Origin of the sequence: Neisseria sp. HMSC069H12, from assembly GCF_001812735.1 — a bacterium.
In the GTDB taxonomy this organism is placed as follows: Bacteria; Pseudomonadota; Gammaproteobacteria; order Burkholderiales; family Neisseriaceae; genus Neisseria; species Neisseria subflava.
In genome coordinates this window covers 80,241-102,490 of record NZ_KV810302.1, presented here as the reverse complement: position 1 = coordinate 102,490, position 22,250 = coordinate 80,241, and the positions used below count along the sequence as shown (strand labels likewise).

General features: G+C 47.3%; 25 protein-coding genes and 4 tRNA genes. 19 read left to right on the top strand and 10 right to left on the bottom strand.

Going from position 1 to position 22,250, the window contains the following annotated elements:
• Positions 1-165: 165 nt before the first annotated feature.
• On the bottom strand, positions 166-627 hold the full coding sequence (locus HMPREF2872_RS10435; RefSeq protein WP_070633434.1) for a c-type cytochrome: 462 nt from the start codon (positions 625-627) through the stop codon (positions 166-168).
• A 132-nt stretch (positions 628-759) separates the two neighbouring features.
• Between HMPREF2872_RS10435 and HMPREF2872_RS10430 the strand changes: the two genes are divergently transcribed.
• The 7 genes from HMPREF2872_RS10430 to HMPREF2872_RS10400 all read left to right on the top strand — a co-directional run bounded on the left by HMPREF2872_RS10430 (position 760) and on the right by HMPREF2872_RS10400 (position 7,024).
• The gene (locus tag HMPREF2872_RS10430; RefSeq protein ID WP_070633432.1) at positions 760-1,584 is read left to right on the top strand and encodes an SDR family oxidoreductase; all 825 of its coding nucleotides are present in this window, start codon (positions 760-762) and stop codon (positions 1,582-1,584) included.
• Positions 1,585-1,697: 113 nt separating this feature from the next.
• The gene (locus tag HMPREF2872_RS10425; protein WP_049329244.1) at positions 1,698-2,171 is read left to right on the top strand and encodes a Fur family transcriptional regulator; all 474 of its coding nucleotides are present in this window, start codon (positions 1,698-1,700) and stop codon (positions 2,169-2,171) included.
• A complete protein-coding gene (locus HMPREF2872_RS10420; RefSeq protein WP_070633430.1) occupies positions 2,159-3,088 on the top strand; it encodes a CobW family GTP-binding protein in 930 nt (309 codons plus the stop codon). The genes HMPREF2872_RS10425 and HMPREF2872_RS10420 overlap by 13 nt, the downstream gene beginning before the upstream one ends.
• Positions 3,089-3,240: 152 nt before the next feature.
• Positions 3,241-4,011: a phospholipase D family protein gene (locus HMPREF2872_RS10415; RefSeq protein ID WP_083311792.1), complete on the top strand. Its 771-nt coding sequence runs from the start codon at positions 3,241-3,243 to the stop codon at positions 4,009-4,011.
• 89 nt (positions 4,012-4,100) lie between these two features.
• Entirely contained in the window at positions 4,101-5,156 is a 1,056-nt protein-coding gene (locus HMPREF2872_RS10410; protein WP_049329246.1) for an ABC transporter permease subunit, read from the top strand.
• Positions 5,157-5,192: 36 nt separating this feature from the next.
• A complete protein-coding gene (locus tag HMPREF2872_RS10405) occupies positions 5,193-6,233 on the top strand; it encodes an ABC transporter permease (RefSeq protein ID WP_070633428.1) in 1,041 nt (346 codons plus the stop codon).
• 110 nt (positions 6,234-6,343) lie between these two features.
• Complete coding sequence (locus HMPREF2872_RS10400; RefSeq protein ID WP_049351201.1) at positions 6,344-7,024, top strand: sulfite exporter TauE/SafE family protein; 681 nt, start codon at positions 6,344-6,346, stop codon at positions 7,022-7,024.
• 85 nt (positions 7,025-7,109) lie between these two features.
• On the opposite strand, the gene HMPREF2872_RS10395 is transcribed toward HMPREF2872_RS10400, so the two are convergent.
• The 3 genes from HMPREF2872_RS10395 to xseA form a co-directional block, all read right to left on the bottom strand.
• Positions 7,110-7,919 carry a sulfite exporter TauE/SafE family protein gene (locus tag HMPREF2872_RS10395; RefSeq protein ID WP_070633426.1) on the bottom strand — a complete coding sequence of 270 codons (810 nt, stop codon included), beginning with the start codon at positions 7,917-7,919 and terminating at the stop codon, positions 7,110-7,112.
• Position 7,920: 1 nt separating this feature from the next.
• On the bottom strand, positions 7,921-8,700 hold the full coding sequence (pssA, locus tag HMPREF2872_RS10390; RefSeq protein WP_070633424.1) for a CDP-diacylglycerol--serine O-phosphatidyltransferase: 780 nt from the start codon (positions 8,698-8,700) through the stop codon (positions 7,921-7,923).
• Positions 8,701-8,823: 123 nt separating this feature from the next.
• Positions 8,824-10,173 carry an exodeoxyribonuclease VII large subunit gene (gene xseA / locus HMPREF2872_RS10385; RefSeq protein WP_070633423.1) on the bottom strand — a complete coding sequence of 450 codons (1,350 nt, stop codon included), beginning with the start codon at positions 10,171-10,173 and terminating at the stop codon, positions 8,824-8,826.
• A gap of 181 nt (positions 10,174-10,354) precedes the next feature.
• Here xseA and lpxK point away from each other — a divergent pair, with 181 nt between their 5' ends.
• The 7 genes from lpxK to adk all read left to right on the top strand — a co-directional run bounded on the left by lpxK (position 10,355) and on the right by adk (position 14,987).
• Positions 10,355-11,365, top strand: a complete 1,011-nt coding sequence (lpxK, locus tag HMPREF2872_RS10380; RefSeq protein WP_070633421.1) for a tetraacyldisaccharide 4'-kinase — start codon at positions 10,355-10,357, stop codon at positions 11,363-11,365.
• A 64-nt stretch (positions 11,366-11,429) separates the two neighbouring features.
• A complete protein-coding gene (locus HMPREF2872_RS10375; protein WP_070633419.1) occupies positions 11,430-12,095 on the top strand; it encodes a DUF2059 domain-containing protein in 666 nt (221 codons plus the stop codon).
• A 45-nt stretch (positions 12,096-12,140) separates the two neighbouring features.
• On the top strand, positions 12,141-12,722 hold the full coding sequence (locus tag HMPREF2872_RS10370; RefSeq protein ID WP_070633417.1) for a DUF2059 domain-containing protein: 582 nt from the start codon (positions 12,141-12,143) through the stop codon (positions 12,720-12,722).
• Positions 12,723-12,790: 68 nt separating this feature from the next.
• Positions 12,791-12,973 (top strand): Trm112 family protein, encoded by a 183-nt coding sequence (locus tag HMPREF2872_RS10365; RefSeq protein ID WP_002221286.1) that lies wholly within the window; start codon positions 12,791-12,793, stop codon positions 12,971-12,973.
• On the top strand, positions 12,970-13,728 hold the full coding sequence (kdsB, locus tag HMPREF2872_RS10360) for a 3-deoxy-manno-octulosonate cytidylyltransferase (RefSeq protein WP_070633415.1): 759 nt from the start codon (positions 12,970-12,972) through the stop codon (positions 13,726-13,728). The genes HMPREF2872_RS10365 and kdsB overlap by 4 nt, the downstream gene beginning before the upstream one ends.
• A gap of 21 nt (positions 13,729-13,749) precedes the next feature.
• Positions 13,750-14,268: a 3-deoxy-manno-octulosonate cytidylyltransferase gene (locus HMPREF2872_RS10355; protein WP_070633413.1), complete on the top strand. Its 519-nt coding sequence runs from the start codon at positions 13,750-13,752 to the stop codon at positions 14,266-14,268.
• Between the two features lie 71 nt (positions 14,269-14,339).
• A complete protein-coding gene (gene adk, locus HMPREF2872_RS10350) occupies positions 14,340-14,987 on the top strand; it encodes an adenylate kinase (protein WP_003682888.1) in 648 nt (215 codons plus the stop codon).
• A 75-nt stretch (positions 14,988-15,062) separates the two neighbouring features.
• Here adk and HMPREF2872_RS10345 read toward each other — a convergent pair whose 3' ends face one another.
• Positions 15,063-15,458 (bottom strand): hypothetical protein, encoded by a 396-nt coding sequence (locus HMPREF2872_RS10345; RefSeq protein WP_083311791.1) that lies wholly within the window; start codon positions 15,456-15,458, stop codon positions 15,063-15,065.
• A gap of 77 nt (positions 15,459-15,535) precedes the next feature.
• Here HMPREF2872_RS10345 and HMPREF2872_RS10340 point away from each other — a divergent pair, with 77 nt between their 5' ends.
• From HMPREF2872_RS10340 to rfaD, 5 genes are all read left to right on the top strand, one after another.
• Entirely contained in the window at positions 15,536-15,796 is a 261-nt protein-coding gene (locus tag HMPREF2872_RS10340) for a helix-turn-helix domain-containing protein (protein ID WP_003746109.1), read from the top strand.
• A 102-nt stretch (positions 15,797-15,898) separates the two neighbouring features.
• On the top strand, positions 15,899-16,630 hold the full coding sequence (gene pyrF, locus HMPREF2872_RS10335; protein ID WP_070633411.1) for an orotidine-5'-phosphate decarboxylase: 732 nt from the start codon (positions 15,899-15,901) through the stop codon (positions 16,628-16,630).
• Between the two features lie 13 nt (positions 16,631-16,643).
• Complete coding sequence (locus HMPREF2872_RS10330) at positions 16,644-17,315, top strand: NAD(P)H-binding protein (protein ID WP_070633410.1); 672 nt, start codon at positions 16,644-16,646, stop codon at positions 17,313-17,315.
• Positions 17,316-17,356: 41 nt separating this feature from the next.
• Positions 17,357-18,319, top strand: a complete 963-nt coding sequence (gene rfaE1 / locus HMPREF2872_RS10325) for a D-glycero-beta-D-manno-heptose-7-phosphate kinase (protein WP_070633408.1) — start codon at positions 17,357-17,359, stop codon at positions 18,317-18,319.
• Between the two features lie 138 nt (positions 18,320-18,457).
• The gene (rfaD, locus tag HMPREF2872_RS10320) at positions 18,458-19,462 is read left to right on the top strand and encodes an ADP-glyceromanno-heptose 6-epimerase (protein WP_070633407.1); all 1,005 of its coding nucleotides are present in this window, start codon (positions 18,458-18,460) and stop codon (positions 19,460-19,462) included.
• A gap of 87 nt (positions 19,463-19,549) precedes the next feature.
• Here the strand turns inward: rfaD and HMPREF2872_RS10315 are convergent, their stop codons facing one another.
• From HMPREF2872_RS10315 to HMPREF2872_RS10300, 5 genes are all read right to left on the bottom strand, one after another.
• Positions 19,550-21,466, bottom strand: coding sequence for an LTA synthase family protein (locus HMPREF2872_RS10315; protein ID WP_283119020.1), 1,917 nt, complete (start codon positions 21,464-21,466; stop codon positions 19,550-19,552).
• Between the two features lie 347 nt (positions 21,467-21,813).
• Positions 21,814-21,903, bottom strand: a tRNA-Leu gene (locus tag HMPREF2872_RS10310).
• 21 nt (positions 21,904-21,924) lie between these two features.
• Positions 21,925-22,002, bottom strand: a tRNA-Cys gene (locus tag HMPREF2872_RS11805).
• A gap of 10 nt (positions 22,003-22,012) precedes the next feature.
• A tRNA-Cys gene (locus HMPREF2872_RS10305) sits at positions 22,013-22,086 on the bottom strand.
• 36 nt (positions 22,087-22,122) lie between these two features.
• Positions 22,123-22,198, bottom strand: a tRNA-Gly gene (locus tag HMPREF2872_RS10300).
• Positions 22,199-22,250 lie beyond the last annotated feature (52 nt).

Sequence of the window (22,250 nt, the reverse complement as noted above, 5' to 3'; positions counted from 1 at the left end):
AGAAGAAAATTTGATTGCGCTATGTGAATTGAGCCGTCGGTTTCAAATGAAACCGGTAAAAAACATGAAATGCAAAATATAAAGTCGATATAGAAAGGTTTGAAGGCAGTTGAAGAAAAGGCCGTCTGAAAATGATATTTCAGACGGCCTTTATTGTTTTAAGCCTTATTCCGGACCGCGGAATGTGTCGTGGCAGGATTTACAGGTTGCACCGGTTTCGCCGTAAGCGGCTTTGATTTCTTCCAGTTTGCCGGTTTGGGCAGCGGCGTTAAGTTTCTCAACAGCAGCGACGAATTTTTCTTCTTCGGCTTTGAAGGTTGCCGTGTCCGTCCAGATGGCAGGCAGGGCGCGGCCGTTGCCTTGAGGGTCGGATTCAAACAGGGTGAACGGTTTTTTGCTGTTTTCGGCGAAGGTTGCGGCGGCTTGTTTGAATTTTTCTACGTCGTAAGGCTCTTCGTCTTTGACCATTTTGCCCATGCGGGTAAACTCAGGCATCATGGATTTGAACGCGGCCGTACGGTCTTCGGAAATCGGGCCTTTAGGCTGGGAAGGCGCGCCGCTGCCGCCGCAGGCGGAAAGCGTAAGCACCACTGTTGCCAAAGCAACAGGGAGAAAACGGGTTTTCATATGGAGTGTGTCCTATTGTAATGATATGATTATCGTTAAATTTAAAATCAGCCGGCCAACCACTCAGGCCGTCTGATGAGGCGTTATCATACCTTAAACCCAAGTCTGAAACGAGTACAGAAAGGAAACGATATGGCAATTTTGATTACCGGGGCATCGGCAGGATTCGGCGCGGCAATGTGCCGCACCTTTGTTGCGGCAGGCTATCATGTCATTGGCGCGGCACGGCGCGAAGACAAATTGCAGCAGTTGGCAGAGGAATTGGGCGAGCAGTTTTACCCTTTGGAAATGGATGTTTCGCGCACTGAGTCGATTCAAAACGCTTTGAACAGCCTGCCCGAGCATTTGTCGGAAATCGATTGCCTGATCAACAACGCCGGTTTGGCTTTAGGTTTGGATTCTGCCGATAAAGCCGATTTTGGCGATTGGGAAACCATGATTCAAACCAATATCATCGGCCTGACTTTTCTGACCCGCCAGATTTTGCCGCAAATGGTGGCGCGCAAACAGGGCTACATCATCAATTTGGGTTCGATTGCCGGCAGTTATGCTTATTCCGGCAGTAATGTCTATGGTGCGACCAAAGCTTTTGTGCGCCAATTCAGTATGAACCTGCGCGCTGAATTGGCAGATAAAAATATCCGCATTACCAATATCGAACCGGGTTTATGCGGCGATACCGAGTTTTCCAACGTCCGTTTCAAAGGCGACGATCAGCGTGCGGCCGAGGTTTATGAGAATGTCGAGTTTATCCAGCCGCAAGATATTGCCGATACCGCTTTATGGCTCTATCAGCGTCCGGCGCGGATGAACGTCAATTCCATCGAAATCATGCCGGTTGCCCAGACCTTTGCAGGCATGAAAGTTTACCGAGATGAGCCTGCTCCGGTGAAGGAAGAAACGTTTGAAAAACAAAGCATGTCTTTGTTTGGAAAAATTAAATCTTGGTTTAAGTAATCGGCATCAGGCCGTCTGAAGGTTTCAGACGGCCTCTTTGTTATCTGAAATTGAACAAACACGTTATAATGTAATTTTTTATTAACAAGGCCGTCTGAAAGGCTGTTTCAGTTATGAACGCAATCAAACAAAAAATCTTAGAACAAGCGCAGCGCGATGGCGTGCAGGTAACCGCATTGCGCGAGCAAGTGCTTGATATTGTTTTGAAACAAAGCGGCGTGATTAAAGCCTACAACGTTCTGTCGCAGATGCAGCAGCAAAGCGAGGGCGTGGTTGCGCCGCCGACGGCCTACCGCGCCCTTGATTTTTGGGCGGAGCAGGGCGTTTTGCACAAAGTGGCGGCGGTCAACGGCTATATTTTGTGCAGCCACGCACAGCATGAGTGCAACGACCATTGCCATGACCACGAAGAAGCCGAAGCGCACCACAGCGCGTTTATTTTGGTTTGTACCGAATGCGGTACGGCGGATGAGCAGACACTGAGCCAAGAATGGGCGGCATTGCGTGCAGGCGTGGCCGAAACCGGTTTCTCATTAAAAGAAGAACATGTTGTTTTAACAGGAATTTGTAAAAAATGTCAGAAGTAAAAAAGACTAAAGTCCACTTGATTTCAGGCTTCCTCGGAACAGGAAAAACTACTGCACTTAAAAGTCTGATGGCGCAAAAAGACCCGAATGAAAAATGGGTCATCATCGTCAACGAATTTGGCGAAATCGGCATTGACGGCGCGGTATTGAGCGACAACGGCATCCCCGTGGCAGAAATCGCCGGCGGCTGTTTGTGTTGCACCGCAGGCCCGCAAATGGGCGTAACCGTACAGAAAATGCTGCGCGATGCCAAACCCGACCGCCTGATGATTGAGGCAAGCGGACTGGCGCACGCCGCCAGCGTCATCGACGAATTGAAAGCCAAACCGCTGGACAGCCTTTTGGAAATCGGCGCTGTCTTTACCGTTGTCGATCCGCGCCAATTCATTAATCCCGATTACGCGCAACAAGCCTTGTATAAAGACCAGATCGGCATTTGCGACGTATTGGTCGCCAGCAAAACCGACTTGTGCACGCCAGAGCAGCTGGCCGAGTTTCACGATAAAGCGTCCAAGCTGTTCCCGCCTAAAGCCAAAGTGGTTGAAGTTCAAAATGCGCAACTCGACATCCAATGGCTTGATATTCCCGTTGTCGAAAAATCGCGCTACCGCCTCAAAGCCCTGCCGGACAACACCATGGGCTTCCAGTCCCAAGGTTTCACTTTCCCTGCCGGGCGTGATTTCGACGGCGAAAAGCTGACCGATTTCTTCAACGACCTGCCCAAATTTACAGACGGCCTCGTGCGCGCCAAAGGCGTGTTCCAAGTGCTCGGCACATGGGTGTGGCTGAACTGGGTGGACGGTCAATGGGGCGCAAACCAAGTTTCATGGCGGCGCGACTCGCGCTTTGAGCTGATTGCCAAATCGTTTGACGCGGATTTGATTGAGAAGAAACTGCAAGAGGCTTTGGAGAAATAAGGAAGGTCGTCTGAAAGTTTGCCGCAGCAATTTTCAGACGACCTAAGCGATAGTGAAGTCTATTGTTTCAATTGTCAGAAGAATATAAAGCAACTGTGTAGCGTGGGCTTTGCCCGCGAATAAATTAAATAAATATTGCAGGAAAGAAGAAAATGGCAAAGTTTTTAAATACCAGCGGTACAACGTATTACTTGGAAGAATTAATAAAAAATGCACAGGAACGGCTTTATTTGATTAGCCCTTATCTAAAATTAAACGATAGGGTAAAAGAGCTTTTAGAAGACAAAGACCGCATGAAAATCGATGTGCGGATTGTATATGGTAAAAGTGAATTGCAGCCTTCAGAGGCAGCTTGGTTGAAAAATTTAAATTATGTTCGTACGAGTTATTGTCCGAATCTTCATGCAAAATGTTACGTCAGCGAAGATGCTTGCATTATTACAAGCCTGAATTTATATGAATTCAGCCAAGTAAATAATAATGAAATGGGTATCTTGCTGAAGCGTAGTGAAGATGGAGAAGTCTATCAAGATGCTTATAGCGAAGCGCAGCGTATTATCCGTATTAGCGATGAAGTTAAAATTTCAGTTGACGTAGTAGAAAAAGAGCAAGTTTCGCAGAAAAATCAGAATATAGAAATTGCTAAAAAATACGATACGTTGACTGTCGCTAAGCTGGCAGAAAAATGGGGCGTAACAACGGAAGAATGCAATGCGAAACTGTGTCATGCAGGCTTGCAGGAAATAGACGGTAAGTTCTACCGTTTGACAGATACAGGCAAGAAAGCCGGTGGGCTTATCAAAAAAGGACGTTACGGATATTTTATTGTGTGGCCGGATAGTTTGACATTGGAAATGATTGAAGCGGCTGGCAATAATCAGAAAGATTTGCTGGATAGGTTTATTAGTTGGCTTATCAGTTAATTTTTTATAAGTATTAAAAGTATAGGTCGTCTGAAAGCAATCCGTACTTTTCAGACAACCTTAAAACCCAAATAGAGGAACACTTAACCATGTGGCGTTATATCTTTCATCGTATGCTCCTTTTGATTCCCACGTTGTTGGGGATTTTGGCGATTACCTTCGCCGTGATTCAGTTTGTTCCCGGCGGTCCGGTGGAGCAGATGGTTCAGCAGCTGACGCAGGGTGCGGTTGGCGGTGAAACAGCAGGACACAGCATGCCCGGAACTTTGGCTAAAAACGGCAACCGCATCAGTGCGGAAGATTTGGCCGCGCTGAATGCTTTGTACGGTTTCGACAAGCCGCCTGTGACGCGTTTTGTCGATATGGTATGGAAATTCGCCCGTTTCGATTTGGGCGAGAGCTTTTTCCACCACCAAACCGTATTTGAGCTGGTGAAAGAGAAAATGCCAGTATCGATGAGTTTGGGTTTGTGGACGTTTTTCCTAACTTATTTGATATGTATTCCGTTGGGTATTGCCAAGGCGGTCAGGGATGGCAGCCGATTCGATACGATTACGGGCATGGTGATTTTGGTCGGCTATACCGTACCGCCGTTTGTATTGGGTTTGGTATTGCTGGTGTTATTTGGCGGTGGCAGCTTTTTTGCTTGGTTCCCACAGGGCGGCTTGGTCGGCGATGATTTTGATACGCTCTCTTGGGCAGGTAAAGTCAAAGATTATTTGTGGCATATGGCTTTGCCGATTACCGCTTCGGTGGCAGGTAACTTGGCGGTGATGACCGTATTGACGAAAAACGTGTTTCTTGAAGAAATCCGCCGTCAATATGTTTATACCGCGCGAGCCAAGGGCTTGCCTGAGAAGCAGATTTTGTGGAAGCATATTTTCCGTAACGCCATGATTCCTCTGATTACCGGTTTCCCGGCCGCATTTATCGGCGCATTCTTTACCGGAAGCCTGTTGATTGAAACGTTGTTCTCGCTGGACGGGTTGGGTTTGCTGTCTTACGAGGCAGTAATGAAACGCGATTATCCTGTCGTAATGGGTACGCTGTATGTGTTCACGCTGATGGGGTTGTTGGCTAAATTAGTGTCGGATATTTCTTATTCATGGGTCGATCCGCGCATTCACTTTGGCGGACAGAAATAAGGCCGTCTGAAAATATCTTCAATCCATTATTAAAGAATGTTTCGAACCATGAAAAAGAAAAAATCTACTTCAAACCCTACTTGGCAAGCCTTTAAGCAACATAAGCGCGGTTGGTTGGCTTTGCGGATTTTGGCCGTTTTGTTTGTCGTCACTTTGTTTGCGCCTTTGTGGAGCAACGACAAACCTTTGTGGATACGCTATCAGGGCGAGTATTTCTTCCCCTTGGTAAACGAATACAACGAAACCGCATTTGGCGGCGATTTCGATACGCCTGCGGATTATCTGGATCCGCTTATCCGCCACAACATCACTTCAGACGGCAATTTTGCCCTTTACCTGCCCAATCCTTACGATGCCGATACCTTGAACGATTTTGATACGGCACCCGATCCGGCCAAACCGTCCGAACGGCATATCTTGGGAACGGATGACCGCGGCCGCGACCTGTTGGCGCGCTTGGTTTACGGTTTTCGCGATTCGCTATTGTTTGCCTTGGTGTTGACCGTGGTGACTACCGTAATCGGCGTGGTTGCAGGCGCGGTGCAGGGTTATTTCGGCGGCAAAACCGACCTTCTGATGCAGCGTTTTATCGAGGTTTGGGGCGGTATGCCGGAGTTGTACCTCTTGATTATCCTGTCTTCGTTCTTTAATCCGGGACTGTTGATTTTGCTGGTGTTGCTGTCGCTTTTCGGCTGGATGGGCTTGTCCGACTATGTCCGCGCCGAGTTTTTGAAAAACCGTCAGACAGATTACGTTTTGGCGGCGCGCGCGATGGGCGTGGGCAACCGTGAAATCATGTGGCGCCATATCCTGCCCAACAGCTTAACGCCGGTATTGGCCTTTCTGCCTTTCCGTATTTCCGGTGCGGTACTCGCTCTGACCAGTTTGGACTTCTTGGGCTTGGGCGTACCTGCTTCACAGGCAAGTTTGGGCGAGTTACTGGCGCAAGGCAAAGACAACTTGGACGCGTGGTGGATCGGCCTGTCTGCCGTTGCCACGCTGACGGTGATGCTGCTTTTGCTGGTCATGATTGGCGAAGGTTTGCGTCAGGCATTTGACGTACGCGCACGCAGTTAATTGCTTTTCTAAAGCGTGAAGAGGGTGGGCGGAAAAGCTTATCCTGCATTCTCAGGGCCGTCTGAAAAGTTTCAGACGGCCTCATCCATTCGTTTGAATCATTAAAAACCATGAATCAAGAAATCACATTTCTTACTCTTTTTCTGCTCGGCTTTTTTGGCGGAACGCATTGTGTCGGCATGTGCGGCGGATTGAGTAGCGCATTTGCTTTGCAGCTGCCGCCCCATTTAAACCGAATCGGGCTGATTGTATTGTTGAACTTGGGGCGCATCAGCAGTTATGTCGTCATTGGCCTATTGGTCGGTTTGGTCGGGCAGGTCGGCATTTCCTTAGACAATACGCGCGCGGTTCAAAACGGTTTGTATATTGCCGCCAATATCTTGCTACTTTTGCTCGGTCTCTATCTTGCCGGTATTTCAACTGCTGCAACCAAAATCGAAGGCATCGGCAAACCGATATGGAAACGCCTAAATCCTTTGCTGAACAAATTGCTGCCGATTAAATCAGTGCCTGCCTGTTTCGGCGTGGGCGTGCTTTGGGGCTGGCTGCCTTGCGGTTTGGTGTACAGCGCGTCTTTGTATGCTTTGGGCAGCGGCAATGCTTTGCACGGCGGGCTGTATATGCTGGCGTTTGCATTGGGGACCTTGCCGAACTTGCTTGCGATGGGCATATTTGCCGCGCAGTTGAAAACCTTTCTGCAAAAACGCATGGTTCGTTTGTGCGCCGGATTGTTGGTGGCAGGATGGGCGATATGGCGCTTGGCCGTATTTGCAATGGGGCAAATCGGGTAAGGTAAAGGGGATTTATTTAGTTTGTTGTTTTGCAATTTAAAAGGCCGTCTGAAAGATTTTCAGACGGCCTTTTTCACAAGAAAAATTAATGTATCAAATTCCAAGCCATCTTGGCGGCAATCAGCAGCAACATGATGCCGAAGGCGATTTTGAGTTTTCGGGCGGGGAGCTTGTGCGCCGTTTTAACGCCGAGCGGAGCAAAGAGGATGGTGGCAATGCTCAAAATGGCTACGGCCGGAAGATAGATAAAGCCTGCCGCGCCTTCAGGCAGGTTGGCAATAGGCAAACCGTTGGCAAAATAGCCGATGGTGCCGGTAATTGCAATCGGCCATGCTAAACCTGAAGATGTGCCGATGGCGCGGTGTGCCGGAAAGTTGCAATACAGTAGAAATGGAACGGATAGCGAACCGCCGCCGATACCGACCCAGCTCGAAGCAGCCCCAAAAAGCGTGCCGACGGCTGTCAGGCCGGGGAGTTCAGGCAGGGTGCGTGAAGGTTTGGGTTTGGAATCGCGTAGGGTTTTGACTGCGATAAAGGCAAGAAATGCAATAAAGAAAACCTGCAAAGCCAGCGTCGGCATATATTTTGCCGACACCGCGCCGAGGAGTACGCCGAGTATCATGCCCGGCGTCATCCGGCGGACGGTCGCCCAATCGATGGCGTGTTTTTTATGTTGGGCGTACATACTGGAGAAGGTGGTAAACACCATGACGGCAAAGGAAGTGCCGATGGCAAGATGCTGGGCATAGGGGTGGCCGCCTATGCCTTGCAGTTGCAACGCCCATAAGACAACAGGAACAATCAACGTGCCGCCGCCTACGCCGAACAGTCCGGCAATAAAGCCCGCCGCGCTGCCGACGGTGAGCAGGGCAAGGATGATGTCCCAAGACCACATTTCAGACGGCCTTGTCGTGTTTATGAGTTTTGTGGCGTTTTTTAAACCAACGGATTGCTGCCATCACATAACCGGACAGGCTGTAACCGAGGAAGAATAAGAAGAGGACGAGCGAAGGCTTCCAGTTGATGAGCAGCAATACCAACACGGCAAGCACCATGCCCATAAACGGCACTTGGCGGCGGATGTTGATTTCTTTGAAGCTCCAAAACGGAATCTGCACAATCATGGAAATACCGGCAAACAGGGTGATACCCAATGCCCACCAATGCACGCCGGGGAAGCGTTCAAAGCTGTGGTTAACCCAAATCAGGCCGACAATCAACGCTGCGGCGGTCGGGCTTGGAACGCCGATAAACCAGCGTTTATCGACTTTGCCGATAAGCGTGTTGAACAGCGCCAAACGCAGGGCGGCGCAGGCGCAGTAGATAAAGGCGACGGAATAACCGATTTTGCCAAACTGCCAAAGTTGCCATTTGTAGGCAATCAGGGCAGGAGCCACGCCGAAGCTGACCATATCGGCAAGACTGTCGAGCTGTTCGCCAAACGCGCTCTGGCTGTTGGTCAAACGGGCAACGCGTCCGTCCATGCCGTCGAGCAGCATGGAAAGGAAAACTGCAATCGCCGCCGTTTCATAACGTCCGTGCATGGACTGGGTAATGGCGAAGAACGCGCAAAACAGTGCGGCGATGGTAAAGGAATTGGGCAGCAGGTAAATGCTGTTTTTGCGGATGGAGTTGCGTGGTGGAATCGGATTTTCTGTATTTTGTGCGTTGTCCATAATGTTTCCGTATATGCTGCGTGTGCAGATAAGGCATTATACCGCATTGGTTGGTTAAGGATTTTTAAAAGGCAGACATAGTTTCACTTCAATCGCATAAAGCTTCAGACGGCCTTTATTTTGTCAGTCAAACAACTCGCCCTGCGCCTGCTCTTTGGTTACGCGTACGTCGGTTTCGCCGTCGGCAAAAGTGATGTGCAGTTTCTGTCCTTGTTTCAACATATCGGCATTGCGGATGACTTGTCCGCGAGTGTTTTTGACGACCGAAAAGCCGCGCTCCAGAATATGCTGCGGCGATACGGCTTCGAGCAATGCGGCTTGGGCGGTCAGGCTTTGACGGCGGTGGGTAAGCAGCTGGCGGAAGGAATGCGACAAGGTCGTCTGAAAGCGGTCGATATTTTGTGTGTAACCAGAAACATCAGGTCGGCAATGTTTCAGGGTTTGGGTTTGGCGTTCAAAACGGGCGGTATGGGTGCGGAGGTTTTGCGTCATCGAGTAAGACAGCATTTGCGCCAGCTTGCTGATTGAGGCACGCTGCTCGTCAAGTTTTTGGCGCGGATGACGGATTTGCCGCGCCAGCCAGTCGAGTTTTTGGCTGGCATCGAAATAGCGTTGTTCCAAAACGGTTTTCAGACGGCCTTGCGCTTGGGCGAGGCGATGTAGTGATTCTTGGCGGTTGGGGCTGACCAGTTCCGCCGCGCCGGTCGGCGTGGGCGCGCGCACGTCGGCGACAAAATCGGCGAGTGTGAAATCGGTTTCGTGTCCTACGCCGCTGACGACGGGAATTGAGCAGGCTTCGATGGCGCGTACGACCGGCTCTTCATTAAACGCCCACAAGTCTTCAATGCTGCCGCCGCCGCGACAGACAATCAACACATCGCACTCGGCGCGTTGCGAAGCGGTTTTAATCGCTTGGGCAATTTGCAACTCGCTGCCTGTGCCTTGAACGGACGTTGGATAAACGATAACGGGGATTTCGGGTGCGCGGCGGTTTAAGGTGGTCACGACATCGCGCAAAGCCGCCGCCGCCAGACTGGTGACGATGCCGATACATTGCGGACGGGCAGGCAACGGTTTTTTGCGTTCCGCTGAAAACGCGCCTTCCGCCTGCAACTGTGCCTTCAATCGTTCATAGGCTTCGTAAAGCTGCCCCAAACCTTTGAGCCGCACCTCATTTACGGTAATTTGAAATTCACCCCGCGCTTCATAAATACTGATTTTTCCGGATACTTCGATATGGTCGCCTTCTTTCAAAGGCTTTGCCAAACGCATGGCCGCACCCCTAAACATCGCGCAACGTACCTGAGCGCGGCTGTCTTTGAGCGAGAAATAATAATGTCCGCTGGCGGCACGGGTCAGGTTGGATACTTCGCCGGCAATCCATAAGCCTGCAAGATGGTCTTCCAGCAAGGCTTTGGCAAGGGCGTTGAGCTCGGATACGGAAATGGAGGAGGGCGCGAAAAGTTCGGACATTGTGAAACGGGAAAAATTTTTGAAAGCTGAATTATAAGGGTTTTAGAGCCATTCGTTGTATTCGTTTTCATGAAACTTGCGCCCTTTGTTTTAATATTATCAAAGCCGCATGTTCAGACGGCCTTGTCTGGGCGGGCTTGTGTTATATTATCGTTTGATTTTCGCCTCAAAAGCCGTGCGTATGCCCAAACTCCACCAAATTATCGAACGCCATTGGCAATCCCCCAATCCGTTTTTGTCTTTGCTGTTAAAACCATTGTCCAAGCTGTTTGCCAAAATTGCGGTGAAACGGCGCGATGATTTTGTTTCAGGCCGTCTGAAAAGCGAAAAATTACCTGTGCCTGTGGTGGTGGTCGGCAATATCCATGCAGGCGGAACAGGGAAAACGCCGATAGTCGCCGCGCTGGTGTCGGGTTTGCAGGAAAAGGGCGTTAAGGTCGGCATCATCAGCCGAGGTTACGGGCGCAAGAGCAAGGCGGTTCATGTATTGAATACAGCCAGCAGTGCGGCAGATGCAGGCGACGAGCCTTTATTGCTGTTTCGTCAAACCGGTGCGCTGACGGCGGTAGGCAGTAGCCGTGCAGACGCAGGCAGGGCATTGCTTGCGGCGCATCCTGAGCTTGAATTGATTGTGGCCGACGACGGCTTGCAACATTATGCCTTGCAACGCGATATGGAAATTGCCGTATTTCCAGTGGCAGATACTGGTCGCACCAATTTGGATTTACTGCCCAACGGCAGCCTGCGCGAACCTTTGTCTCGATTGGCTTCCGTTGATGCGGTCGTCGTCAGCGGGGGGCAAGCAGATATGGCATTCAGGCCGTCTGAAAATATGTTTGCCAGCCATATTGAAACAGGGCAGATTTACCGTTTGAACAGGCCGTCTGAAAAATTGGATTTGGCGGGCTTAGGAAATCAAATCGTCGCCGCCGTCGCCGGTATCGCTAAGCCGGAGCGTTTTTTCAATACGTTGCAAAGCATGAATATTGCTTTGAAACAAACCGTTGCCTTGCCTGATCATGCAGATATTACGGCAGCGGATTTGCCGGACGCAGATGTGGTGATTATGACGGAAAAGGATGCGGTCAAATTTTCAGACGGCCACGGCCTGAATCATGTGTGGGTCTTGCCTGTTTATGCGATAATTGAGCCGGACTTGGCGGCGTTTGTATCCGCGAATGTTTCAATCTAAATGCTGATAGATGTTTCACAGATGTTTTAAAGATGATCTTCAAACTACGCGATAGGAGTAAATCATGAAGTTAAAATATTTGTTGGTCGCTTGCGCAGCTTTATTTGTATCCACTCAAAGCCTGGCTGCTAAACTAAGTGATGAATCTGCAATGAAATGGTTGGAGATTCAAGGGATAAGCAATAATTATAGCGAGAAAGTACAACGTTCTTTGGAGATGGTGAATAAAGAGGACAATGAGCGCTTGTTAACGATGACGCCCAAAGCTCAAAAAGCGCAGATGAAGGCGGTCATCAGTCGTTATATGAAAAACATGCAAGACGATTTGAGCCGCCCTGAGTTGAAAAAACAATGGTTGGATGAAGAAAAGCGTGCCGTACAGAAAGTATTTACACAAGAAGAAGTGGATGTAACCAACCGTTTTTTCTCTTCGGCTCAGGGAAAAAATATTTTGAAAAAGATAAGAAGTTTACAACAGCATGGTGGAAATCTTGAGGATATGTTGAGCCAATCGGATATAGAAAAGATGGCTGAAGCATTTGGGCATGGTGCCGGTAAGTCTGCGCTCGAAAAAGTCAAACATTTCGATAAGCTGAGTGATGAGATTATCCACAAAACCATGAGTCAAAACTACCTCAATGCAAGCGATAAATATACGCCTGCTTTTGAGGCACAAACGCGCGATATTTTGTGTAAGGGCAATAAACATTCTTCGGAATGTGCCAAATAATTTTCCGACTATCTGAAAATATTTTTTTATTGAAAAGGAGAAAAAATGAAACTGAAAACCTTGTTATTGCCCTTCGCCGCGCTGGCATTGTGTGCCAACGCATTTGCCGCCGCACCTAGCAATGAGTCGCTGGAGCGTTGGCTGGATACTCAGAATTTTGACCGGGATATAGAAAAAAATATGATTGAGGGCTTTAATGCCGGATTTAAACCGTATGCGGACAAAGCCCTTGCCGAAATGCCGGAAGAGAAAAAAGATCAGGCGGCAAAAGCCTTTAACCGCTATCGTGAGAATGTTTTGAAAGATTTGATTACGCCCGAAGTGAAACAGGCTGTCCGCAATACTTTATTGAAGAATGCCCGTGAGATATACACGCAAGAAGAAATTGACGGCATGATTGCCTTTTACGGTTCGCCCGTCGGTCAGGCCGTCGTTGCCAAAAATCCACGCTTAATCAAGAAATCGATGAGTGAAATAGCGGTATCTTGGAATGCATTGTCAGAGAAAATCGCGCAAAATCATCTGCCCGAGTTTAAGGAAGAGTTGCGGCGCATCATCTGCGGCGGTAAAAATCCCGATGCAGGCTGCAAGCAAGCCGGACAGGTTGGGAAAAGGCATCAGAAATAAATGATAGCCGTCTGAAATATTGCAGAGGGCATTCGATTGATTAAACCATCAAACCCGAAAGAAACCCCATGGAAAAAAAATTCTTAGACATCCTCGTCTGCCCCGTTACCAAAGGCAGGCTGGAATATCATCAGGACAAACAGGAATTGTGGAGCCGTCAAGCCAAGCTGGCGTATCCGATTAAAGACGGCATTCCCTATATGCTGGAAAACGAAGCGCGAGCATTGAGCGAAGAGGAACTCAAAGCATGACTGAATTTGTCGTATTGATTCCGGCGCGGCTGGATTCATCGCGTCTGCCCGGAAAAGCCTTGGCGGATATTCACGGCAAACCGATGGTCGTGCGCGTTGCCGAACAGGCGGCGAAAAGTAAGGCCGCGCGTGTTGTCGTTGCCACCGACCATCCCGATATTCAGACGGCCTGTCAGGCGCATGGTGTCGAAGTAGTCATGACTTCCAATCAACACGAAAGCGGAACAACGCGCCTTGCCGAAGCGGCCAATACGCTGAAACTGCCGCAGCACCTGATTGTTGTGAACGTACAAGGCGACGAGCCTTTAATCGATCCCGAGCTCATCAACCGTACAGCCGAAGTTTTGGTTGAAAACAATGTGCAAATGGCGACTGCCGCCCACGAATTGCACGATTTTGACGAGTTTATGAATCCTAACGTCGTCAAAGTCGTCCTCGATAAAAACCGCAACGCCATCTATTTCAGCCGCGCCCCGATTCCTTATCCGCGCGATGTGATGCGTGCCAAAAAACGCGAATTGCCTTCCGAAACAGCCGTTTTGCGCCACATCGGCATTTATGCCTATCGTGCAGGCTTCCTGCAACGCTATTCGGAAATGGATGTTTCTCCTTTGGAAACCATCGAATCGTTGGAACAGTTGCGCGTCCTATGGCACGGTTATCCGATTGCTGTTGAAATCACCCAAGAAGCGCCTGCTGCCGGTGTGGATACGCAGGAAGATTTGGACAGAGTGCGTGTTGCATTTAAAGCTTAAGGCCGTCTGAAAGGAAAAGATATGAATGATTTCCGCCATTTGAGCCGTGAAGAACAAAAATTGCTTGCCGATGTGGCGAAGCTGGTAAGAGAAGATGAGCAAGAATTCAACTATGATATGTTGAAAATAGAAGCGCCGGAGCAGGCCAGCGGCGAGTTTTGGTTCCGCATGGCAGAAATGCTCAGCACTTTGCCGCCCAACCAGTCGTTGGACTTGCGTATGAACGGCGGACGCTTGACCGTTGCCGTATCAATTTTGTCAGTATTGCTGCAAGATAATCCCGATATTCCGCAGCTTTGGGCACAAAAAATCATTGCGCTCAACTATTTGGCTCATGGTCATCAAACCCGTGCAATCGGTCTGGCGCAGCAGCCTGACAAAGCGGCCGAAGCCAATGAGGAAGAATATTTGGCGAAAGCCTTATCGCAAAACTTGCTTTCCACTTTGAAAGACGCGATAGAGCGATTCCCCGAAGACTCATGGTTTATCGAAATGCGCGACGATGCATGGAAGCATTTCGGCCCGAAAGAGGCCGTCTGAAGTTTTGAACGATAAACACAAGCCGTGTAAAATTATCTGAACATTAAATCCGTCAACCAAAAGGACTCATCATGAAAGTATTATTGTTGGGCGCACCAGGCGCCGGCAAAGGCACACAGGCTCAATTCATCACTGCTGCATTCGGCATTCCTCAAATCTCTACCGGCGACATGCTCCGCGCTGCCATCAAAGCAGGCACTCCGCTGGGTTTGGAAGCAAAAAAAATCATTGATGAAGGAGGTTTGGTACGCGACGACATCATTATCGGCATGGTCAAAGAGCGTATTGCCCAAGACGACTGCAAAAACGGTTTCCTGTTTGACGGTTTTCCACGCACATTGGCACAAGCCGAAGCGATGGTTGAAGCAGGCGTGGATTTGGACGCGGTTGTTGAAATCGACGTACCCGACAGTGTGATTGTCGACCGCATGAGCGGCCGCCGCGTGCATTTGGCTTCCGGCCGTACTTACCACGTTACCTACAATCCGCCTAAAGTCGAAGGCAAAGACGACGTAACCGGCGAAGATTTGATTCAACGCGACGACGACAAAGAAGAAACCGTGAAAAAACGCCTTGCCGTTTACCACGAGCAAACCGAAGTTTTGGTTGATTTCTACAGCAAACTGGAAGGCGAACACGCGCCTAAATACATCAAAGTTGACGGCACTCAGCCGGTAGAAGCCGTGAAAGCCGAAGTATTGAAAGGTTTGGGCAAATAAGTTTTGCCAAAGTAAAATCATAAGGCCGTCTGAAAAAATATTTTCAGACGGCCTTTTCATATTATTGTATGAGGATCAACTGAATTTTTGTTCTAGTTCTTTTGCTAGAGTCCATCCTGCTGCTTCAAGTAATGCAACAGAAATAGTTGGTGCAACAACGCTGCCTAAGCCTGGAATTAATTTTGAAAGTTCTTTTGCTATTGTTTTTATGGGTTGTTTTAACATGGTATTTTTAATTGCAGCAATAGCCATTGCCTTGGCAGCTGCTTCGGTCATATTGCCACCAAAAACAGCACAAAGACTTGTGCACATGGTAGTCATTGTAACCATATCTGTAGCGATACCCAGTCCTGGTACTGGTATGGCGTTGCCTGCGGCAGCAGCAATTGCATGAGAATGAATAATTTTATGGCATTTTGATTCTTGGTCTGGTGTCATGGTTTTCTCACAATAGGTAAAGTATAAAATCATTAAATACTACGTTATTCGTAGTAAATAATCAAGAGAAATATACGAAATTCGTAACTTTGATTTTTAGGATAGAAGTTATGAATTTACAAGAAATTTTTACAAGGCGATTTAAGGAAGCAAGAAAAGCAAAAAATTTGACGCAGGAGAAGCTGGGACTGGCGATAGGATTAGATGAGTTTGTGGCAAGTACGCGTATTAATCGTTATGAGAAAGGAAATCATCAGCCTGATTTGAATACTTTGCAGAAAATTGCTGAAGTATTGGAAGTTCCACCAGCCTTTTTTTTCAGCGATGATGAATTTTCTGTAAAAATTTTAGATTTATATAAGAATAATTAAGGTATGTTGTGATGAGGCCGTCTGAAAAAATACTTTCAGACGGCCTTTCGTGTACAAAAGCTGTTAAAATCGAAGCTATAACCGTTTATCCGCAGGCATCTTATGAATCCCTTAATCTCCGACTTCCAAATCCAGCAACAACGTACTCCCGTTATCGTCGCCCTTGATTTTGCCAACGAAAAAGACACACTCGGATTTGTCCGTAATCTTGACCCGACATTGTGTCAAATCAAAATCGGCAAAGAGCTGTTTACCGCGACCGGTCGCAGTTTGGCAGAAAGCTTAATTAATCAAGGTTTCAAACTTTTCCTCGATTTGAAATACCACGATATTCCCCATACCGTTGCGCAGGCATGCAAAGTTGCCGCCGATATGGGCGTTTGGATGGTCGATATGCACGCATCGGGCGGCCGCCGCATGATGGAAGCCGCAGCAGAAGCCGTTGCCGGATACGGCACGAAGCCACTCTTAATCGGTGTAACCGTGTTGACCAGCATGGAACAAAGCGATTTGGCGGAAATCGGTTTGAACATCGCCCCTGAAGAACAAGTCATCCGCTTGGCGAAACTGGCGCAAAGTTCAGGCTTGGACGGCGTGGTATGTTCCGCTCAAGAAGCCGCGCCGCTGCGTTGCGAATTGGGACAGGATTTTGTCTTGGTCACACCGGGCATCCGTTTGGACGTTGCCGGCAATAACGACGACCAACGCCGTATTATGACACCAGCCGAAGCATTGGCTGCCGGTTCAACCTATTTGGTAATGGGTCGCCCGGTAACCAAAGCTGCCGATCCGGTAGCGGTATTGCGTGAAGTCAATCGAGTAGCCAACGCTTAAGGCCGTTTGAAGTATGAAGGCGATTATAATTGGTGCCACAGGAGCGACAGGGAAATCTTTGTTGCCTCTGCTTGCAGCCAGTTCAGAGGTTGAGTCTATCGACTGTTTTGGTCGCAGACATCCTGAATTTACCCACCAAAAGCTAAATAGCCATCAGATTGATTTTTCTCATCCTGATAATTGGTGCGAAGAAGTGCAGGGCGATGTATTGTTTGCCTGCTTGGGGACAACTCTGAAAGCGGCTGGCAGTAAAGAAGCGCAATGGGCAATCGATTATGAGGCAAATCTTGAATTTGCTAAAGCCGCACGAGAAAACGGCGTGAATACCTTGGTTTTGATTTCCGCTTCCGGTGCAAATTCTGCTGCGCGCCTGTTTTATCAACGGATGAAGGGCAAATTAGAACAAGCAATTATCGCTTTGAATTTTCTGCATCTTATGATTTTCCGCCCGCCCTTATTGATTCGTCCGAATAGCGATCGATTGGGTGAAAAAATTGCCGAACGGATTTTGCATGGATTTAACCGTATCGGCCTGATGAAAAGCCAACGTCCGCTTGCTGTCAAAAAATTGGCGCAAGCCATGCTGAAAGCAGCGTTGTTGTCATCTCATGAACAGGCGTCGTACTCGAAAAACCATATGCAGGTATATGAGCCTCAAGATATTTTTAGGCTGTTAGATCAATAAACTGATAACAAGCCTTACACAGAGATTTTAATGGAGCCAGTATGGTAACCAAGTTCCAACAAGAAACCCTCAAATCCCGTTTTGCACAAGCCAAAGTCCTTGTTGTCGGCGATGTGATGCTCGACCGCTATTGGTTTGGCGATGTGTCCCGTATTTCTCCTGAAGCCCCAGTGCCGGTGGCGAAAATCGCCCGTATTGACCAGCGGGCAGGCGGGGCGGCGAACGTTGCGCGCAATATCGCCTCATTGGGCGGTAAAGTAGGGCTGTTGTCCGTGACCGGCGATGATGAAGCTGCTGATGCGTTGGACGCATTGATGGTACAAGACGGCGTTTCTTCCTATCTGATGCGCGATAAGCAAATTGCGACCACTGTCAAATTGCGCGTTGTTGCCCGCAACCAGCAGCTTATCCGACTTGACTTTGAAGAATCACCTCATCGTGAGGTGTTGGAACAAATCAAACATCAATATCGAGAAGTGTTGCCTGAATACGATGCCATTATTTTTTCAGATTACGGCAAGGGCGGTTTGTCGCATATTTCCGATATGATCGATTGGGCGAAACAGGCCGGTAAACCCGTTTTAATCGATCCGAAAGGCGATGATTACGAAAAATACGCCGGCGCTACGCTGATTACGCCTAACCGTGCAGAATTGAAAGAAGTGGTGGGCAGCTGGAAAAATGAAAACGATTTGACCGAAAAAGCCCAAAACCTGCGCCGTCATCTCGACTTGACCGCGATTTTGTTGACTCGAAGCGAAGAGGGTATGACCCTGTTCAATGAGGGCGAGCCGATTTATCAGCCTACACGAGCGCAAGAAGTCTATGATGTATCCGGTGCGGGAGATACCGTTATTGCCGGAGTGGGCTTGGGTTTGGCTGCTGGTTATACCATGCCCGAAGCCATGCACCTTGCCAATACTGCGGCAGGGGTTGTCGTGGCGAAACTTGGTACGGCGGTTTGCTCATTTGCAGAATTGACTAAGGCATTGGAAGAGCAATAATTGCTGTTTCAGACGGCCTTAAAATCTAAAGGCCGTCTGAAAATAGAGTTGGAAAATAATCCAGACAGCAAAGTTTTTATTTTAGACGGCATGATTTTTTCAAGGTCGTCTGAAAAATCAAAATAAAGGAAATTCATTATGACCATTATCGTAACAGGCGCGGCCGGCTTTATCGGCAGCAACATCGTCAAAGTACTTAACCAACGCGGTATTACCGACATTGTTGCCGTCGACAATCTGAGCAAAGGCGAAAAATTTAAAAACCTTGCCGAGTGTGAAATTGCCCATTATCTCGATAAACACGAATTTATCCGTCAAGTGCGCGGACATCTTCTGCCTTACGACGATATCGAAGCCGTTTTCCATCAAGGCGCATGTTCCGATACTATGAATCATGACGGCCTCTACATGATGGATAACAACTACCAATATACGCTCGATCTCTTGGACTGGTGTCAGGATGAACGTATTCCATTCCTTTATGCTTCCAGCGCCGCAGTGTATGGCAAGGGCGAAATATTCCGCGAAGAGCGCGAACTGGAAAAACCGCTCAATGTATATGGCTACTCTAAATTCTTGTTTGACCAAGTATTGCGTCGTCGTATGAAAGAAGGTCTAACAGCCCAAGTTGTCGGATTCCGCTACTTCAATGTTTACGGACAACAGGAGCAACACAAAGGCCGTATGGCATCCGTCGCCTTCCACCATTTCCACCAATACCGCGAGCATGGTTATGTTAATCTGTTTGGTGCAAATGACGGCTACGGCAATGGCGAGCAAACACGCGATTTTGTCAGCGTAGAAGACGTTGCCAAAGTTAACCTTTACTTCTTTGACCATCCCGAGCTTTCAGGCATCTTCAATCTCGGTACAGGCCGTAGCCAACAATTTAATGAACTTGCCGCCGCAACCGTCAACGCCTGCCGTGCGGCCGAAGGCAAGCCTGAAATGAGTTTGAAAGAGTTGGTTGAAGAAGAACTTATCCGTTATATCCCATTCCCAGATGCACTCAAAGGCAAATATCAGAGCTTTACTCAAGCGGATATCACCAAGCTGCGCGAAGCCGGGTATAAAGAAGAATTCTTGGATGTAAAACAAGGCGTCAGCCGTTACGTTAAATGGATGCTGGAGAACTTGGTTTAATAAATAGTACAGTAATGTTGTCTGAGAATAAAACCGACTTACCTGTTTGGGTAAGTCGGTTTTATTTTACTAAGATAGTATAACGACCTAGTGATGAGTAGTTGCAATACGGTTAATTTGCCAATCTAAAAATTGAGTATAAACACTGCCTCGTTCAATGAAAGGTATATCTTCAGCAGGTGGTTGGCTACTTTCAGCTTCTGCCGTCTGCAGTCCCTGATTGTTCCAACGATGGAACTTCTGATTGCTTAAATTATAAAAACCATGTTCGGTTATTAAAACTTCAGGATTATAACCATAGCCACACCATGAAGAATCAACAGTAGGTGCAGTTAAATTGCAACCGGTTTGATAATAAGGTGTTTCTGATAGGCTAAGATTATATAACGTTGGCAAAATGTCTTTATGTGAGCCTGCCCGCTCAGGATGATATTTTGCATTGGAGCGATAAGTAGGTGGAACATAAAGATAGAATGGTACACTGTGGCCAAGGGCAATTTCATTAGATGAAGGATAACTGATTGCGCGCATATTATGGTCTCCAGTTGCAGCAATAATAGTATCCGGTGCAATAGATTTTGTATGACTAATGAAGCGTCCAAGTTGGTCGTTACTATATCGGAATGTGTTAAAAATCTCATTCAATTCTTTTCCTGTTGCTAGACTGGAAAGTCGCTGTTTTTCTTGCTCAGTGAGATGAAAATCTTTAGCTTGGTTAGGTTTAGGTAATTGATATGGGGGGTGATTAGTTACTGATAGCATCATGATGAATACGGGAGTATTATTTTTCCTTGCTTGTTTCAACTCGTCTTCTGCATATTGGAACATAAATTCATCAGGTACTCCCCATGTGTTGGATTGGGCTTCGGGGTAGCGTGCTTTGATCGCATTTTCATCAATGATTTCATGTACGCCCAAATGACGCAGAAAACTATCAAAATCACGCCACCCCCCATTACCGGCAGTGATATACACAATACGATATCCTGCATCAAGATATGGTTTAAACATGTTTCCAGGAAAAGTTTTATTTTTAGCAGCAGATTGGCTAAGGTTAAGGCGTGGGCTACGAATAAAAAAACGGTGTAGTGAGTCGCTAGTGCCATCACCCTCAGAGATAAAACGTGAATAAACCCAATCTTCTTTCCAATGTTTATCTAATTCACCTAATAGATCTCGTTCAGGCGTATTTAGAGAAAGCAAGTGAGTGCTCATACTTTCCATAACAGCAAATACAACGTTGGGCTTATGTTGTTCAACAATCAAATTTTTATTAGTTTGTGTAAATAAGCGATTTAAATTGGCATCAGCTTTTTGATTTTGTAGACGATTCATCAGTTCAATACCATCTGAATCGGTAACCTCGATAAAATTATTACTGTTTCGATGTTCTGCAAAAGCCCAATTTAAAGAAATTAGTGCATTGGGAACTAATTTATTTATTTGCGGTAAGGTTGAAATTTGCATGGAAGTTTGACGTAAAGGGAATTTACCAAACGAACCACGTATACCAATACTTAAGATTAAGATAGGTATCATTATGATAGCAACCCAAGTTGCTTTGCTTGTAGTAGTAGCAGGAAAAGAGTATCTGTTAATTTGGGAAAAACATTTCCAAAAAAGGGTTACTGCTATGGCTAAAGCAATTAATCCCCAAATAATTGGGAAATCGGACCAAATAGTTTTGAGTACGGCTACAGTATCTTCCTCTGCAAGACCAAAAATAAAAACATCGAATTGGCGTTCGTAGACTCCATAATAAAACCAATTCCCTATAGCCAGAGCAGAAACGATAGATAACAATACTGTAGACAATAGAGCTTGAATCCGTCCATATGCTACAACAGTTTTTGAATTTAATAAGCTGAATAATCCCAGTAAAAATGGTAATGCCGTTAATACAGAAGCAGCTTTGATATCAAATAATAACCCTTTGAGCATAAGCTGGATAATATCCTCGGAATAACGACTACGGATATCATCTGATAGATAATATTGTGACATTAAACACCGTTCAATAAAAAGAATTAGAACAGTGCAAAGCCATAATGAAAAAGAATTACATAGAATTTTTTTGTAGGTAAGTAGACGAGACATTTTTTAGATATGTAATAAGTATTTAAAACGGCGTTATTTTATAACCTTTTAAGGGTTTTAAACTAGCATATAATTTTTATAGAAATCATATGATATGATGATTTGAGTTTGGAAAGGAGATAGACTGGTTTAAATGAATTTCTTGGCCTAGATAGAATAGTGGGTACTTATAACTACAAAGCTGTTAATGGGCTATCTTTTCTATTATTAGGCGTGGGTACTAGACAAAAAAATAACCGCTTAAAAGCGGTAAATGGTGCCCGGAGCCGGAATCGAACCGGCACGGCCGGTTTAGGGCCGACGGATTTTAAGTCCGTTGTGTCTACCTATTTCACCACCCGGGCGTAGACAATAAATCGAGAGATTGGAGGCGGGGGCGCGGATTTGAACCGGCCTATATAAGGGTTGCACCCCTTATAGCATAAACACTCTGCCACCCCGCCATGAAATGGATGGAGGCGAGAGTCGGAATCGAACCGGCGTAGACGGATTTGCAATCCGCTGCATAACCACTTTGCTATCTCGCCAAATAAACTACTTTGGAGTGTTTGTAGTATTGAAACTGGAGCGGGAAACGAGTCTCGAACTCGCGACCTCAACCTTGGCAAGGTTGCGCTCTACCAACTGAGCTATTCCCGCGTATTCGGATGCATGATTTAATGGAGCGGGAAACGAGTCTCGAACTCGCGAC